The sequence below is a fragment of the Methanosarcina sp. UBA5 genome (assembly GCF_002505485.1).
Taxonomy (GTDB): domain Archaea; phylum Halobacteriota; class Methanosarcinia; order Methanosarcinales; family Methanosarcinaceae; genus Methanosarcina.
Genome location: NZ_DAVG01000112.1, coordinates 23457 through 38303, shown reverse-complemented (window position 1 = coordinate 38303; position 14847 = coordinate 23457). Strand labels below are relative to the sequence as shown.

At 42.8% G+C, this 14847-nt stretch carries 16 protein-coding genes and 1 pseudogene; 14 read left to right on the top strand and 3 right to left on the bottom strand.

Annotated features, from left to right (window positions below; all coding sequences use genetic code 11):
* Positions 1-14 precede the first annotated feature (14 nt).
* Positions 15-878 carry a hypothetical protein gene (locus BP621_RS13310; RefSeq protein WP_292390758.1) on the bottom strand — a complete coding sequence of 288 codons (864 nt, stop codon included), beginning with the start codon at positions 876-878 and terminating at the stop codon, positions 15-17.
* A 432-nt stretch (positions 879-1310) separates the two neighbouring features.
* Positions 1311-2951, bottom strand: coding sequence for a TIGR04279 domain-containing protein (locus BP621_RS13305; protein ID WP_292390755.1), 1641 nt, complete (start codon positions 2949-2951; stop codon positions 1311-1313).
* A 294-nt stretch (positions 2952-3245) separates the two neighbouring features.
* On the opposite strand from BP621_RS13305, the pseudogene BP621_RS13300 reads away from it, so the two are divergent.
* Positions 3246-3457: pseudogene (locus tag BP621_RS13300) on the top strand (ISNCY family transposase); the annotation flags it as partial.
* A gap of 419 nt (positions 3458-3876) precedes the next feature.
* Here the strand turns inward: BP621_RS13300 and BP621_RS13295 are convergent.
* Positions 3877-6156 (bottom strand): TIGR04279 domain-containing protein, encoded by a 2280-nt coding sequence (locus BP621_RS13295; protein WP_292390752.1) that lies wholly within the window; start codon positions 6154-6156, stop codon positions 3877-3879.
* A gap of 1772 nt (positions 6157-7928) precedes the next feature.
* On the opposite strand from BP621_RS13295, the gene rpl3p reads away from it, so the two are divergent.
* Genes rpl3p through BP621_RS13230 form a run of 13 tightly spaced genes read left to right on the top strand, consistent with a single transcriptional unit; the run spans position 7929 to position 14844 of the window.
* On the top strand, positions 7929-8942 hold the full coding sequence (rpl3p, locus tag BP621_RS13290; protein WP_292390751.1) for a 50S ribosomal protein L3: 1014 nt from the start codon (positions 7929-7931) through the stop codon (positions 8940-8942).
* A gap of 6 nt (positions 8943-8948) precedes the next feature.
* Positions 8949-9710 (top strand): 50S ribosomal protein L4, encoded by a 762-nt coding sequence (gene rpl4p, locus BP621_RS13285; protein WP_292390749.1) that lies wholly within the window; start codon positions 8949-8951, stop codon positions 9708-9710.
* Positions 9707-9955, top strand: a complete 249-nt coding sequence (locus BP621_RS13280; protein WP_292390747.1) for a 50S ribosomal protein L23 — start codon at positions 9707-9709, stop codon at positions 9953-9955. Before rpl4p ends, BP621_RS13280 begins: the two co-directional genes overlap by 4 nt.
* A 10-nt stretch (positions 9956-9965) precedes the next feature.
* On the top strand, positions 9966-10682 hold the full coding sequence (locus tag BP621_RS13275; RefSeq protein ID WP_292390746.1) for a 50S ribosomal protein L2: 717 nt from the start codon (positions 9966-9968) through the stop codon (positions 10680-10682).
* Between the two features lie 15 nt (positions 10683-10697).
* A complete protein-coding gene (locus tag BP621_RS13270) occupies positions 10698-11108 on the top strand; it encodes a 30S ribosomal protein S19 (protein WP_292390744.1) in 411 nt (136 codons plus the stop codon).
* A gap of 11 nt (positions 11109-11119) precedes the next feature.
* Complete coding sequence (locus BP621_RS13265; protein ID WP_292390742.1) at positions 11120-11575, top strand: 50S ribosomal protein L22; 456 nt, start codon at positions 11120-11122, stop codon at positions 11573-11575.
* A complete protein-coding gene (locus tag BP621_RS13260) occupies positions 11576-12508 on the top strand; it encodes a 30S ribosomal protein S3 (protein ID WP_292390741.1) in 933 nt (310 codons plus the stop codon).
* Complete coding sequence (gene rpmC / locus BP621_RS13255) at positions 12508-12711, top strand: 50S ribosomal protein L29 (RefSeq protein WP_292390739.1); 204 nt, start codon at positions 12508-12510, stop codon at positions 12709-12711. Before BP621_RS13260 ends, rpmC begins: the two co-directional genes overlap by 1 nt.
* The gene (gene rnp1 / locus BP621_RS13250) at positions 12701-13033 is read left to right on the top strand and encodes a ribonuclease P protein component 1 (protein WP_292390738.1); all 333 of its coding nucleotides are present in this window, start codon (positions 12701-12703) and stop codon (positions 13031-13033) included. Before rpmC ends, rnp1 begins: the two co-directional genes overlap by 11 nt.
* A 4-nt stretch (positions 13034-13037) precedes the next feature.
* On the top strand, positions 13038-13367 hold the full coding sequence (locus BP621_RS13245; protein ID WP_292390736.1) for a 30S ribosomal protein S17: 330 nt from the start codon (positions 13038-13040) through the stop codon (positions 13365-13367).
* On the top strand, positions 13364-13762 hold the full coding sequence (rpl14p, locus tag BP621_RS13240; RefSeq protein WP_292390733.1) for a 50S ribosomal protein L14: 399 nt from the start codon (positions 13364-13366) through the stop codon (positions 13760-13762). The genes BP621_RS13245 and rpl14p overlap by 4 nt, the downstream gene beginning before the upstream one ends.
* A 10-nt stretch (positions 13763-13772) precedes the next feature.
* Complete coding sequence (gene rplX / locus BP621_RS13235; RefSeq protein WP_292390731.1) at positions 13773-14123, top strand: 50S ribosomal protein L24; 351 nt, start codon at positions 13773-13775, stop codon at positions 14121-14123.
* A gap of 13 nt (positions 14124-14136) precedes the next feature.
* Positions 14137-14844, top strand: coding sequence for a 30S ribosomal protein S4e (locus BP621_RS13230; protein ID WP_292390728.1), 708 nt, complete (start codon positions 14137-14139; stop codon positions 14842-14844).
* The last annotated feature ends 3 nt before the right edge of the window (positions 14845-14847 follow it).

Below are 14847 nucleotides of genomic sequence, written 5' to 3'. Positions count from 1 at the left end.
ATAGTACTTTTTTATTACTTTCTTCTCCTTAAATAAACCAGGAATAATATTAATCCGGCTAAGATTCCTGCTATCCATATCTTCTGCGATTTCAGGTCCAGGAAACCCTCGGAAAATTTCTTTTCTTCATTGGAAATGTTTTTTCCATTAGCTATTTCTTCTTTTATTCTCGCGATTATTTCCCCGACTTTTCCCTCACTTGAATTCTGTTCCGAAGAAATTGTTTCCGAAGGAAGGCTTTCTGCAGGCTGTAGTTCTATATGCTTTGTAATGTCCCCTACTTTTACTTCAAAATCGCCTACCGGTATAGACGTAGTATTATACTTATAGCTGAGACTTCCTTCTGAATCAACCTCTATCTCTTGCATGGCTGTTATCTTGATTTTGACCTTAGAACCACTTGCCTTCCCTTCAATCCTGATCTTATATGTTCCTGGAGGGACATTTGTCTGGGAAACAGTAGCAGTGCCATCTTTTGCCTCTGCACTTTTAGTTATCCACAGAAGCATCTTTACTCTCACATTCAAGTCATCAGCCCCTACAGCCTGCACGGTAAACCTGTTGTCGAGACCAGAGGGAATTATTACGTTTTCAAGGAAGTACTCGTATTCTCCGTCCTGAACCTTAACCTCTTTTTCAAAGGATACCAGTGCTTTCGCAGTATCTCCATCAAAACCGGTTCCTTTTATCTCAATTATATCCCCAACGGCAGGATTTTGGGGGGTAAGTTCCCAGCTGCTTGAGGCACCTGCTCCGGGAGAAAGAATCAGGAACAGGAAAACAGAAAGCAAAAACAAGAATGTCAAACTTTCCTTATTCTTCGGATTTTTGATGAATGTAGAAGCTGGCATTACTATCTCAATTTTTTCAGAAAACAATTTCTCTAACCTCTCCTCTTGGTAATTTCTTGACTAGAAAGGCTATTGTCCATTGGAGTTGTTGTTATTAAGGGCCTGCGTTTTATACCTGGACTAATTATAAAAATTCTAGACAGATATAAAAACAAATGATAAAACTAGTTTATATATTTTGCTTTTTGGTTTCTATATTGCCTGACGTAAAATATATCTTTGTATACAGGTTTTTCATCCAGCCATGAGGAGAAAGGATTGTAGTTTTTTACATCCCTTCCCTCACTCTATTTAAGTTATCCAATTTTTGATGAAATTGGGCTAAAATTATTCAGCTCGGTTTTCTGGGTTTGTCCTATTGGTTTTATTTCATCTCCTCAATACCGCAATCTCGATCAGTAAGGTTCCTGCAAAGCCTAGGAGGAATGAGGGGTTTTTGAGGATTTCTTATGATTTCTGTTAATTCCTTTGCTTGAATATCTGCTTGATATTTTCGAACATGAATGCTTTTGGAGTTTCGAGAATGGACTTGATTCCCATAAATTGAGAGGCTCTGTTCTTCATTGAAGATATGCTACCGAAAGTATTTCCTAAGCTGGATTCCAAGCCCAATCCTTGTGAACTTTTGGCGGTTATTCTCAGCTCTTTCTGTGCCATACCTGCCAGGCCTTCCTTATTCTCATAGGCGCCCGTAATGAGGAGGTAGTCTCCTGGGGAGAGTTCAAGGCTTTTCAGGGAAAGGTTACTCTGGTTTTTCTCACCTATACTTATCGTACCATTATCTTCCCCTATCATAGTCTGGATCTTGTTCTTAAGTTCATCTTTTCCGTTTTCGGATTCATTCCCAATCAAACTGGTTTCCAAACTCTTAATAAGGTCAACTCCATTAACGACAGGTCTAATCCCGGTGGTTATCCCGCTTGGGTTCGTGCCTTCAGATGCTTTATAGGCACTATCTTTAATCAATACTGCCCAGTACGTATAATTCCTCTGAGCAGTCGCATTTTTCAGTCTCATATTGACTTCAAAATTTTCGCCTTCTTCTACGGTATACGGAGCTACAGCTTCCATTTCGTGTTCGAGAACTTCAAAATACTTAGATAAAAGGATCTTTTTCTCAGATCCAGTCTTTTCTGTCTCGTTTCCTGCAAGGGTAATAAGGGCCCAGTAATTGCCAGCAGGAAGAGGGCCAAGTGTCAGGGGAGATAAGTCTCCATATTCGTTCAAAGTCGCAGGTATCTGGATGTAAGATTCTGTGTTATTGAGGAGACTTTCTAGACTAATCGCACTCTCATTCGTACCATTTGAAGTCGTATTTTCAGGAAAACTCGGGCTGTGTTCCTTGATAAGATATATATCCACACGCTGCTTTCCGAGAGTTTCAGGCCCGTCATAGCTTATCTTCACACTCTCGTTTGCGGTATAAAACGAATGAAGGGAATAGGGATGTGAGAGTATGAATTTCAGATTGTTCCAGCTATTTCCATCTGATTTATCACCTTCATTCGAATTCTGTTCCCTAGAGGAAACTATTCCAGAGTTCCCGTTTTCTGCAGGCTGTAGTTCTACTTTTTTTGTACTGCCTCCAATTTTTACTTCAAAATTGCCTGATGGCATGGATTTAGTATTATATTCGTAGCTTAGGCTTCCTCCAGAATCTACTTCCACCTTTTGGGAAGCTGTTATCTTGAGTTTAACAGTCGAAGCACTTGATTTTCCATCGATCTTGATCTCATATGTTCCTGGAGGAACATTTTTCTGGGAAACAGCAGCAATGCCATTTTTTGCCTCTGAACTTTTAGTTATCCATAGGAGTACCTTTGCTCTCACATTCAGGTCATCGCCTCCTACAGCCTGCACGGTAAATCTGTTGTCGAATCCAGAGGGGATTGTTACGTCTTCAAGCAGGCACTCGTAGCTACCGTCAACAACCTGCACTTCTTTTTCAAAAGTTACCATCACTTCTGTGTTCTCTCCTGTAAAACCGGTTCCTTTTATCTCCATTACATCCCCAACAACAGGATTTTGGGGGGTAATCTCCCAGCTACTGGAGGAAGCTGCTCCAAGAGAGACAAGCATGCAAAGAAAAACAGAAAGCAAAAGCAGGAATACCAAATTTTTTTTATTTTTAAGATTCTGGATATATTTAAAAACGGGCTTTATTAATTCCATTTTTTCAGAAAACAATTTTTTAACCTCTCCATTTGGGTATTGTTTTTACCAGAATGTATTGTTTATTTGAATAATTATTATAAAGAGTCTGTATTTTATAACTAAAATAATTATAAAAACCCTAGATAGACAACTCAGTTCCAAAATCTAGTGATAAAATTACGTGTAGTATCGGTGCATAGATATGTAATTCTATATATCTACTGATTTTACGGCACAACAATGGTAACTATAAATCTCACTCTTAATACCTTTTCGGAGCTTCCTTCTCTCTTATTCCTTTCTTATTGTTTTATCAATGATTATGAATATACCACAAGAGGAGTTTTTCGTAAAAAAACTTCTCCGTTTTGTCCTATTTGTATTCCTCCTTATGGTTCATAATGACTATAAGTCCATAAACCAAACAAAGTTTTGGAGATACAAACATTGGTTGATACTGATTAAGAAACTTAGACTCAGATCAAATTTACTGAAATGAGATTACTAAGTTTACAGAAGAAATCACTAAAGTCATTACTGGAACTGTTCAAATTCAAGATTATTGCAGCTTTTTGAGGTAATTAGCAGAGAAAATTGTAGGTTTAAGGAAGCAACTATAAGAGAAATCACTAAATTAAAAATTGTATAAGACAGACCTGAAAATAAATAATATAACTGGATTTTATATTGCTTTTTAGTATTCGCACTGTCTGCAGTAAAATATACCCTATATACAGGTTTTGCATCCAGTTATAAAGAGAAGGAACTGTAGCTTTCTACATCCCTTCTCTCAATTTTTCAGTTTTTCCAATTTTTGATAAGATTGGATGAAAATTATTCAGTTCGATTTTCTGGTTTTATCTTATCGGTTTTATTTCTTTTTCCTTAGTACCGCAAGCCCAATCAGTAGAGTTCCTGCAAAGCCTAACAGGAAAGAGGGAACTTTTGGAGGATTTCTTATGATTTCTGTTAATTCTTTTGCCTTAATATGTGGTTTGATATCTTCGAACATGAATGCTTTTGGAGTTTCGAGAATGGACTTAATTCCCCTAAGCGGAGAGGCTTTGAATTTCATCGAAGAGACGCTACCGAAGGTATTTCCTGAGCTGGATTTCAAGCCTGATCCTTGTGAATTTTTGGCGGATATTCTCAGCTCTTTCTGTGCTATGCCTGCCAGGTCTTCTTTATTTTCATAGGCGCCCGTAATGAGGAGGTAGTCTCCTGGGGAGAGTTCAAGGCTTTTCAGGGAAAGGTTACTCTGGTCTTTCTCACCTATACTTATCGTACCATTATCTTCCCCTATCATAGTCTGGATCTTGTTCTTAAGTTCATCTTTTCCGTTTTCGGATTCATTCCCAATCAAACTGGTTTCCAAACTCTTAATAAGGTCAACTCCATTAACGACAGGTCTAATCCCGGTGATCATCCCGCTTGGGTTTTGGCCTTCAGATACTGTATAGGCATCATCCTTTATCAGTACAGCCCAGTAAGTATAACTTTTCTCAGTAGGTGCATTCTTCAGGGTCAGGTTAACTTTTAAGTTTTCGCCTTCTTCTACGGTATACGGAGCTACAGCTTCCATTTCATATTCAAGAACTTCAACATGTTTTGCTAAAAGGATCTCTTTTTCAGATTCAGTCTTTTCGGTTTCATTTCCTGCAAGGGTAATAAGGACACAGTAATTACCAGCAGGAAGAGGGCCAAGTTTCAGGGGAGTAAGGTCTCCGTCTTTGTTCAAAGTCGCAGGTATCTGGATATAAGATTTTGTATTACTGTTTAAGACATCTTCGAGGTTAATCGTGCTTTCATTCATATCATATGAAATCTCATTCTCCGGAGAACTCGGGCTGCGTTCCTTGACAAGGTATATATCTACATTCTGCTGTCCTAAAGCTTCAGGCCCATTATAGCTTAACTTTAAGCTCTCGTTTGCGGTATAAAACGAATGAAGGGAATAGGGATATGACAGTATCAATTGCAGATTGTTCCAGCTATTTTCCTCTGCTCCTATTTCAGGTATTGCCGATTCGTTTCCTTGGCTGTCTGTCCAATTATATACTTTTATTTTAGTTTTTACTTCCTGACTTCCCAGACTCGTCGTCAAGTTGAACACTTTTATTTCGAGTTTCACTACCTTATTTCTCATACTTTTTGTGATATTGCAGGTTTTGTTGCAGGTTTTGATTTTTGTTTCAGTTTCCGCTCCTGCACTTTTCAGACTCTTTGATCCATTGGATACTTCGGTTTTTGATTCAATTTTCGCTCCGGCGCTTTTTTGGGTGATTGTTCTATTTACTGTCTTTACTTTTAATTCCTGATTAGATACATTGCTTTCTGAACTGTCCGAGTCACTTTCTTCGATATTTTCTTGGCTGTCTGTATCTTTATTTGTTTGTGACTCAGTATCGTCTTCTACTGTTTCCTGAGTCTCGGTGTTTTTTCCTGTTCCTGTTTGTGGCTCTGTGTTACCTGTTACATTTTCCTGGGTTTCATTGCTTTTGCTTTCTTCTGTCTTTGGCTCAGTTTTATTTGTTATGGTTTCCTGGGTATCCTCGCTTTCTTCTATCTTTGGCTCAGTTTTATCTGTTACATTTTCCTGGGTTTCATTGCTTTTGCTTTCTCCTATTTTTGACTCAGTTTTATCTGTTACAGTTTCTTGGGCTTCATTGCTTTTGCTTTCTCCTGTTTTTGATCCAGTATTATCTGTTACAGTTTTCTGATTTTCATTGCTTTCTTCTGTTTTTGATCCAGCTTTTTCTGTTGTGTTTTCTTGATTTTCCTTGCTTTCTTCTATTTTTAACTCAGTTTTATTTGTTACAGTTTCTTGGGTATCCTTGCCTTTGCTTTCTTCTGTTTCTGATCCAGTATTATCTGTTACAGTTTTCTGATCTTCTTTACTTTTGATTTCTCCTACGTTTTGTTCCAAATTTTCTTCGTTACTTTCTATGCAATACGAACAGTTATTCTCGGTCTCGTTACTTACTCCAATATTTGACTCATGTACTATTCTGTCGCTTGCCTGGCTATCGGTGCTGTTTTCTGCTCCTGTGGCAGATACCGAAATTATTGAAAAAACAAGAACCAGAGCAATACAGATTAATCTCCACTTCTTGCCATATATTTCATTATAAATTTCTGTTTTTTTCTTCAATCACTACACCCCTTAATTATCCTCTACTCTGCTTAAGTTTGAGTCATATGTTCCATTTTCTGCTTAAGTTTGAGTTTTACATTCCTTTTATGCGCTTTATACGCTATTTTAAATTTTATTTTAACATGATTTAGTATTCTGTATATTTATTAAAGTAGATATCTCTTATTAAAAAGATTTCAGAAAATTTTTAAAATCATTTAGATATTTTTTAAGACAATCTATCCCGTAAAAGTCTTTTCATTTTTCAAATTTCTTTCTTCTTAAATGACGTCGCAGCAATAATATTACAATTGTGAATCCTGAATCTACTTATTTCGAATTTTCATTACTTAAAGCCTTCTTTTTTAGTTCAAGTTCTCTTCATATATTTTCCTTCTGGATTTAACTCGGTTAAATAAGAAGTTTTACTTCCAGAACCAGCTTTCCACAGGTTGAGGGTTGACATGCTCGATATTGTGGGAATGAATTTGTCGTTCTGAAAAAAGGAGGAGAAAGTTGTTTACTGCATCTTTCACTGCCTTCCCCAGTTAAATATAAAAATATCTAGACAAAATTCAAAACATTAATTAGAAATCTAAAACAAGAATCATAGAGTCTAAAACAGACTTCAATTAACAGATCCCATCCGACTTCATAGGTATTTCTGTAAAGTGCTATCTATTATAATTTAGGACTTACGCACTTCATATACAAAAACAAGTGCAATAGACGTTATAGCTAAATATGAGTTTTAGACGGTTAAAGGTTTAAAGCTATCGATTTCTCGTTTCAACCGCGTAAGTCATATAATTTATAATTTATAAGCCTGCATATAACACCTATATATTATACTTTCATGCTGGTTGATTACAGGTTTTACACCTAATACTTACAGGCGGTTGTATAACGCATTTCTAATCCGGCCTGTAAGTTTTTGCTGATCTATATAGTAGAGCTGGTATTCTTTCAACTGTGAATCCATATTTCAATTATCCATTGGGCAATTATAAATTCAAACTTTTTCATCTATTTATTTTTGTTTTCACCTGTAACGGATTCTTCTTTCTGAATTCTCTTCTTGCCCTGCAAAGGCTTTATATATTAGATGTGCCTTGTAAAGGCAAAGTACATGCGAGATGGAAGTTTCACGCATTTTAGTGCTTGAAATTATCTAATCAGATCAATGTGATGCTTAAATGCTAACATCCTGGAAGTTTCCGGGAGATAGGGTTTTCTGCCGTGCTTCACGGAAGATTTTCCTGCATTGAAGATAAATCCAGTGAGAAAAGTCGGATCAACATGAGTGTAAAAGGGCCAATGCTTTGAAACGCCCGCTTTCGGCGTCGTGAAGGCGCCTAAAATCGCACGAAACTGTTCAGGTTTTCGATGAGTCGCGGTTGCAGTCACTGAATAATGAAGTTTCAAATCAGGTTACTGAATTCAAAATCAGGTTACTGAACACTGAAGTTTCAAATCAGGCTACGAATGTTTCAAATCAGGGCCGGATGCCTAGATTTGGGTCTGCCAGGATCGTAAAATCGATCCTTTAAGAGTATGCTCCTGCTAGACAAGCTGGGAAGAGGATCGGATATTTGCAGATGCCTGAAGGAATTAGGGTACCGGGAGCAATAGAGCTCTGGTCTGCTCGAGGCATATCTGCCAGGCAGGTCTGAAAGACGTCCCTCCCCCACCTGGTAGCGTTCGGGGAATCCAGTGCATTTTTCTTTTGCCACTCACGTTGAGCCGACCGGAGGGGCTGGCATTTCAACTGAAATTTACGGAGTAGAAATATGGCAAGCATACACCGACCAAAACGAGGTTCCCTCGCATTTAGTCCGCGCAAGAGGGCAAAGAGCCACATTCCACGGTTCAGGTCCTGGCCGGAGGCTACAGGCGAACCAAAGCTACAGAGTTTTGCAGGGTACAAGGTGGGCATGACCCACGTGATCATGGTTGATGACACAAAGAACAGCCTTACCCAGGGTATGGAAATCTCCGTACCTGTAACTGTCATCGAAACTCCTGCAATCAGGGTCGCAGCCATCCGGGCTTACGCAGAAGACAGCACCGGAGAAAAGGCAATTGCTGAGGTATGGGCAGCAGATCTAGATCCTGAACTTAAACGCAGAATCCCTGTACCCGCAGCCGGGAACATGGCCGAAACCCTCGGGAATATCGGAAAAATGATCGAAGAAGGAAAGGTAAGCGACATCAGAGCAGTTACTTACACTCTGCCAAAGAGCCTTACCGGAGTTCCCAAAAAGACGCCAGATATCATGGAATCAGGAATTAGCGCCAGGGATCTCAACACCAAATTCGAGTACGCAAAGTCAATCCTTGGCACCCTTGTGAGCGTTACCGACGTTTTCAAGACCGGAATACTTGTTGACACAGCCGCGATTACTATCGGGAAAGGTACTCAGGGCCCTGTCAAGCGCTGGGGCATCCAGCTTATGAAAGGCAAGCATTCTAGGCAGGGTAGCCTCAGGCAGATTGGTAGTCTTGGTGGCTTCGGCCTTCGCCGCGTCGACTGGAGAGTCCCGCAGATGGGTCAGACAGGATACCACCAGAGAACCGAGTTCAACAAGCGCATCCTTAAGATTGGATCCGATGGGGAAGAAATCACTCCTGATGGTGGTTTCATGAATTACGGCCTTGTCCGCGGGGACTACATGCTGATCAAAGGCAGCGTTCCCGGACCTTCCAAGAGGCTTATCAGACTCAGAGACCCAATTAGGGCAAAGAAAGCCGACCTTGGCGAACCGAATATCCTTCACATAAGCAGGGAATCCAAGCAGGGGTGAAGTGAAATGTCTACAGCAAAAACAATAGACCTTACAGGGAAGGTTGTCAGGGAGATTGAGCTTCCCGACGTGTTTGATGCGGATTACCGTCCTGACCTGATCAAAAAGGCAGTACTTGCGGCACAGGCAAACAGGCTTCAGCCCTACGGTCCCCGTCTCTATGCAGGCATGGAAACTTCCGCAAGAGGCTGGGGTTCAGGGCGAGGCGTATCCCATATTCCGAGGCTCGTAAACAGCAGCAGAGCTGCAAGAGTTCCGCACGCAAGAGGTGGAAGAAGAGCCCACCCACCAAAACCGGAAGCTGACAGAAGCGAGAAAGTCAACACCAAAGAACGCCGTTATGCAATCCGCTCTGCAATCGCAGCAACCAGGGATCCGACTCTCGTAAGCCTGAGAGGCCATATCTTTGAAGCCGAGCTTCCGATTGTTACGGAAAACGCTCTTGAAGACCTGGATAAGACAAAGCAGGTAATAGAATTCCTGCAGGCTATAGGAGTCTACGAAGACGTGCTCAGGGCAAAATACGGAAGACACATAAGGGCTGGCCGCGGAAAGCTCAGAGGCAGAAAATACAAGCACAAAAAGAGTATCCTTATTGTTGCAGGGGAAAATACCCCTATCCTGAAGGCTGCAAGAAACCTTTCAGGGGTAGACGTTGCAACAGTGGACTCACTTAATACTGAGCTGCTCGCACCTGGCACTCACGCAGGACGCCTTACAATTTGGACAGAATCCGCAGTTGAGAAACTGGAGGGTGCATTCCAATGAGTTCAATTAATTATCCATTTGTTACTGAAAAAGCGATGATGCTGCTTGACGAAAACAAGCTTCAGTTTATCGTTGATACCAGGTCAAACAAAAAGCAGATCGTAGAAGATGTTGAAAAACTGTACGGGTTCAAAGTAAAGTCCGTGCAGACGATGTCCACAATGAAGGGCACGAAAAAAGCAATCTTGACATTCGAAGATCCTGAATCGGCTCATGAGATTGCAACCCGGATAGGACTTATGTGAGGTGTGATGTATGGGTAAAAGAATCATATCACAAAACAGGGGTAGAGGTACTCCAACCTACAGAGCTCCTTCTCACAAGTACAAGGCAGAACTGAAGCATCCTCGTGTTGATGAAAACACATCGATTCAGGGGAAGGTCATTGGTATTGAGCATGACCCTGCTCGCTCAGCCCCGATTGCAAAAGTTGCCTTCGAAAACGGGGAAGAACTTCTCCTACTTGCCTCAGAAGGAGTTGCAATAGGCAACATAATCGAGTGTGGAGACGATGCTGATGTCAAGCCAGGAAATATAGTTCCTATAGCAAATGTGCCTGAAGGTTTCTTTATTTGCAACATCGAATCAAAACCAAATGACGGCGGCAAATTCGTGCGCTCTTCCGGTGTATATGCAACTGTCGTAACCCATGAGTCTAACAGGACTGCAGTGGCAATGCCTTCAGGTAACATTAAATGGCTTAATCCGAAGTGCAGAGCAGTTGTCGGTATTGTTGCAGGCGGAGGTCGAGTGGACAGGCCATGGCTCAAAGCCGGGAAAAAGTACCATAAGATGAAAACAAGAGCTGCAAAGTATCCCAGGGTTTCAGGTGTTGCCATGAATCCACGTGACCACCCATTCGGTGGAGGTGCTTGGAAGCACCCGGGCAAGCCCACAACGGTTAGCAGAAACGCCCCGCCCGGAAGAAAGGTCGGATTGATTGCAGCTAGAAGGACCGGAATGAAGCGCTGATGAGGGGTATTCGTTATGGCTAAAAAATCATCATCAAGATTACCAAAGAGAAAGGGTGAGTATACCTACCGCGGGAAAACCATCTCAGAACTTCAGGAATTGAGTCTTGAAGAGTTTGCAGAACTCTTGCCTTCAAGAGAACGCAGGAGCATCAAACGCGGGTTCACCGACGGGCAGAAAAAACTTCTGCACGAGTTCAAGGAAGGAAAGAAGGTCAGGACTCATCACAGAGACATGATCATCCTCCCGGAAATGATCGGACAGACTATTGAAATCCACAATGGGAAGAGCTTCGTGAGTGTGGAACTTCAGCCTGAAACAATCGGGCACCGCTTCGGAGAATTTGCACCCACAAGACCAAAGGTTTCACACGGCAGTGCCGGTGTGGGAGCAACCCGTTCAAGCAGGTTCGTGCCGCTGAAATGAGGTGAGAGGGAATGGCAAGAATTAATTATTCCGTTAAGGGAGACCCTGAGACCACCTCTAAGGCTATGGGTGCTGAACTCCATATTTCCCCTAAAAAGTCCCGTGAAGTCTGCTGCAAAATTAAGGGCATGAAGGTTGCTGAAGCAAGAAAGTTTTTAGAAGACGTTATTGCTTTAAAACAGGCAGTTCCCTTCAAAAGGCACCACGACGGAACAGGACACCGAAAAGGTCCAATGGCTGCAGGCAGATATCCTGTTAATGCTTCAAAAGAGATCCTCAAGATCTTAAAGAATGCAGAAAGCAATGCCGAGTACAAGGGCCTTGAGCCTGCAAACATGTATATTACTCATGCTGCAATTCAGCGCGGGAGGGTAATTCACGGGTTTATGCCGAGAGCCAGAGGACGTGCTACTCCCAAAGACACAGACACTGTAAATATTGAGATGATTCTTTCCGAGGTGCGCTAAATGGCAATAGAAAGAAAATTCGTAAATGACGGGTTTGTCAAAGCCTCCATGGACGAGTATTTCGCAGAGCAGCTTAACAGAGCTGGATACGGCGGTATGGAGCTTAACAGGACCCCAATGGGCACCCAGATTGTTATCTATTCTGAAAAGCCTGGAATGGTAATTGGAAAAGCCGGGAAGGTCATTAGAAAACTTACCAGGGACGTTGCAACCAAATACAATCTCGAGAACCCACAGATTGATGCTCAGGAAGTTAAAAAACCTGAACTTAACGCTCAGATGATGGCATCAAGGCTTGCAGCTTCAATTGAGAGAGGCTGGTATTTCAGAAAAGCTGGACACAACACAATTCGGGCAGTCATGAATGCAGGCGCCCTTGGTTGTGAAGTCGTAATCTCAGGGAAACTCACAGGGTCCAGGTCAAGGGTTGAAAAATTCATTGACGGGTACATAAAGCACTCCGGAAATCCTGTACAGGAAGTAGTAGACGAAGGGTTTGCAGTAGCAGTCAAAAAGCTCGGAACCCTTGGCTGCAAAGTCAGGATCATTCAGCCAGACGTTGTCCTGCCTGACTCATATACAATTAGGGAACCAAGTGAGCTTGTAACTGAACCGGTTGAAAAGCCTGTGGAAAAGCCGGCTGCAAAACCGGCTGCAAAACCAGCTGAAGCCCCTAAAAAGGAAAGTGCGGCAAAACCCCGTCCTGCAGCATCACCTGCAAAACCAGTAGAAGCAGCTGAAGTAGCAGAGCCTGAAGAAGCCGAGGAAGAACCCCAGGCTGAAGTAGCAGAAGACTTTGAAGAGGCTGAAGTCATTCAGGTCGAAGGCTCAGACGAACTGCGAAGACAGGTCAATGGAGTCTGGCAGCACAAGCACGAAGGTTACGACTACTGGCATCCTATGGCACGGGTTCACAAGGAGGCTAAGGAATAATGGCAATCCTCAGAACCAGAGAAATCCGGGATATGTCACTTGATGAAAGGACTGACGAACTCGAGACCCTTAACAGTGAACTGGTCAGGGAACGTGCCCTTACTTCCGCAGGCGGAGCACCTGAAAATCCGGGACGAATCGGAGAAATCAGGAGAACCATTGCCCGGATAAAGACAATTCAGCATGAGCTAAATGAAATCTAAAGTGGAAATTCTACCTTCGACCCTTATCTACCATGAACTGATAGGGCTCGAAATTCAGGTGATTCGTTCCACTAATCCAGCATTGACAGGAATCCGCGGCCGGGTTATCGACGAGACGAAAAATCTGTTAATCGTAGAAAACTCAGGGTCGCGGGAACTGAAGATTCCAAAGGCGGATTCGGAATTTCTCTTCCGAATCCCTGCCGAGCTCTCAGAAAAAGGCCGCAGATCCGATACATTCGTTAAAATTCAGGGAAACCTGCTGCTCTCACAACCCGAAAATCGGATCAAGAACATCAAAAAGTTACGCAAATGGGGCTAAACTCATGGCAAGAGATATTGGATTAAACATACCGGCGCCATCAGAAGAATGTGATGATTCATACTGTCCCTTCCACGGAACACTCCCAGTAAGAGGTCAAATCCTTGTGGGCACCGTGGTCAGCAGCAAGATGGACAATACGGTAGTTATTGAAAGGCAATACATGAAATTGGTGCCGAAATACCAGAGATACGAGAAGAGACGTTCGAAGGTTCACGCACACAACCCGCCTTGCATTTCAGCAAAAGTCGGGGATATCGTTACGATCGCAGAATGCAGGCGTATAAGCAAAACGAAGTCCTATGTGGTAGTTAAAGCGGAGGTGCCCAAATGAAAGGCATACGCTCCAACATCCCAAGGGCTCTCAATGCAGGCGCCAAGGTTCCCTGTGTGGACAACACCGGAGCCAAGGTCGTTGAGATTATTTCTGTCAAGAAATACAGAGGGGTCAAGAACAGAATGCCCTGCGCAGGAATTGGGGACATGTGCGTCGTCTCAGTAAAAAAAGGCACACCCGAAATGAGGAAGCAAGTTCTCCTTGCAGTAGTGGTTCGCCAGAAACAGGAGTTCCGTCGTCCGGATGGGCTGCGCGTGTCCTTTGAGGACAATGGCATGGTAATCACGGATGAAGATGGGATTCCCAAAGGTACGGACATAAAAGGTCCTGTAGCAAGAGAAGTAGCTGAGAGGTTCCCCAAGATCGGGACCACAGCATCTATTATTGTCTGAGGTGGCGAAAATGGTATCTAAACAGCCGAGAAAGCAGAGAAAGGCAAGATATAATGCGCCTCTGCACATCAGACAGAAATTCATGGGTGCAAGGCTCAGTGAGGCACTCTCAAAAGAGTACGGCACAAGAAGCGCTGCAGTTATCGCGGGAGACACCGTGAAGGTCATGCGCGGAGACTATAAAGGTACTGAAGGAAAGGTCCAGACCGTTTCTCTTCAGGACGGCACGATTGCTGTTGACGGAGTTATTTCCACCAAGGTGGATGGCACCGAAGTCCCAAGGCCTATATATCCCTCCAATGTTATGATCACAAAACTGGAATTAAAGGACGGGCGCAGAGCATCAAGCATTAAGAAGTGAGGCAGGTGATTTTGTGACACACCAGAAAAGATTATCAATCCCAAGAAGCTGGAAGGCCGGGAAAAAAGGTTATAAGTGGGTCTCCACCACTCGCTCGGGGCCTCACAGTCAGGCTCGCAGTCTTCCGCTCGGAATCATAATTCGCGACATTCTCAAGATTGTAGATAATAGCAGGGAAGGTAAAAGGATTCTTTCGGAAGGCAAAGTTCTTGTAGATGGAATTCCCAGGAAAGACCTCAGGTTCCCGGTTGGGCTTTTTGACGTAATTACACTCCCTCTCATAAATGAAACATACAGAATGTTCCAGGATGAAAAGGGACGTCTGGCCCTTCACAAGCTGAACGAGACAAACGTTAACAAATTGTGCAGGATCAACAACAAGACTACTCTCAAAGGAGGAAAGGTTCAGCTTAACCTGAATGACGGGACCAACATTCTGGGTTCTAACGAGTACGGTACAAAGGACTCTCTGATTCTCTCAGTGCCTGACAAGCAGATAGTAAAGCACCTGCAGTTCAAGGTCGGCAACCTGGCAATGGTAGTAGGCGGCCAGCACTCTGGAGAAATCGGAAAGATCACGGAAATCAGGGAAGTTAAGAGTTCCAGACACAACACAGTCGCGATTTCCGGGGAAACCGAGTTCGAGACAATTGGAGATTACGTTATTGTCATTGGCGAGGACAAGCCTGAGATCCGGCTCGGTGGTGAGGTAATTGAGTAACGT

Bases quoted from the DNA above. Each gene is read 5' to 3' on its own strand.
- rpl3p (WP_292390751.1), top strand. From the start codon at position 7,929: ATGGCAAGCATACACCGACCAAAACGAGGTTCCCTCGCATTTAGTCCG.
- rpl4p (WP_292390749.1), top strand. From the start codon at position 8,949: ATGTCTACAGCAAAAACAATAGACCTTACAGGGAAGGTTGTCAGGGAG.
- BP621_RS13280 (WP_292390747.1), top strand. From the start codon at position 9,707: ATGAGTTCAATTAATTATCCATTTGTTACTGAAAAAGCGATGATGCTG.
- BP621_RS13275 (WP_292390746.1), top strand. From the start codon at position 9,966: ATGGGTAAAAGAATCATATCACAAAACAGGGGTAGAGGTACTCCAACC.
- BP621_RS13270 (WP_292390744.1), top strand. From the start codon at position 10,698: ATGGCTAAAAAATCATCATCAAGATTACCAAAGAGAAAGGGTGAGTAT.
- BP621_RS13265 (WP_292390742.1), top strand. From the start codon at position 11,120: ATGGCAAGAATTAATTATTCCGTTAAGGGAGACCCTGAGACCACCTCT.
- BP621_RS13260 (WP_292390741.1), top strand. From the start codon at position 11,576: ATGGCAATAGAAAGAAAATTCGTAAATGACGGGTTTGTCAAAGCCTCC.
- rpmC (WP_292390739.1), top strand. From the start codon at position 12,508: ATGGCAATCCTCAGAACCAGAGAAATCCGGGATATGTCACTTGATGAA.
- rnp1 (WP_292390738.1), top strand. From the start codon at position 12,701: ATGAAATCTAAAGTGGAAATTCTACCTTCGACCCTTATCTACCATGAA.
- BP621_RS13245 (WP_292390736.1), top strand. From the start codon at position 13,038: ATGGCAAGAGATATTGGATTAAACATACCGGCGCCATCAGAAGAATGT.
- rpl14p (WP_292390733.1), top strand. From the start codon at position 13,364: ATGAAAGGCATACGCTCCAACATCCCAAGGGCTCTCAATGCAGGCGCC.
- rplX (WP_292390731.1), top strand. From the start codon at position 13,773: ATGGTATCTAAACAGCCGAGAAAGCAGAGAAAGGCAAGATATAATGCG.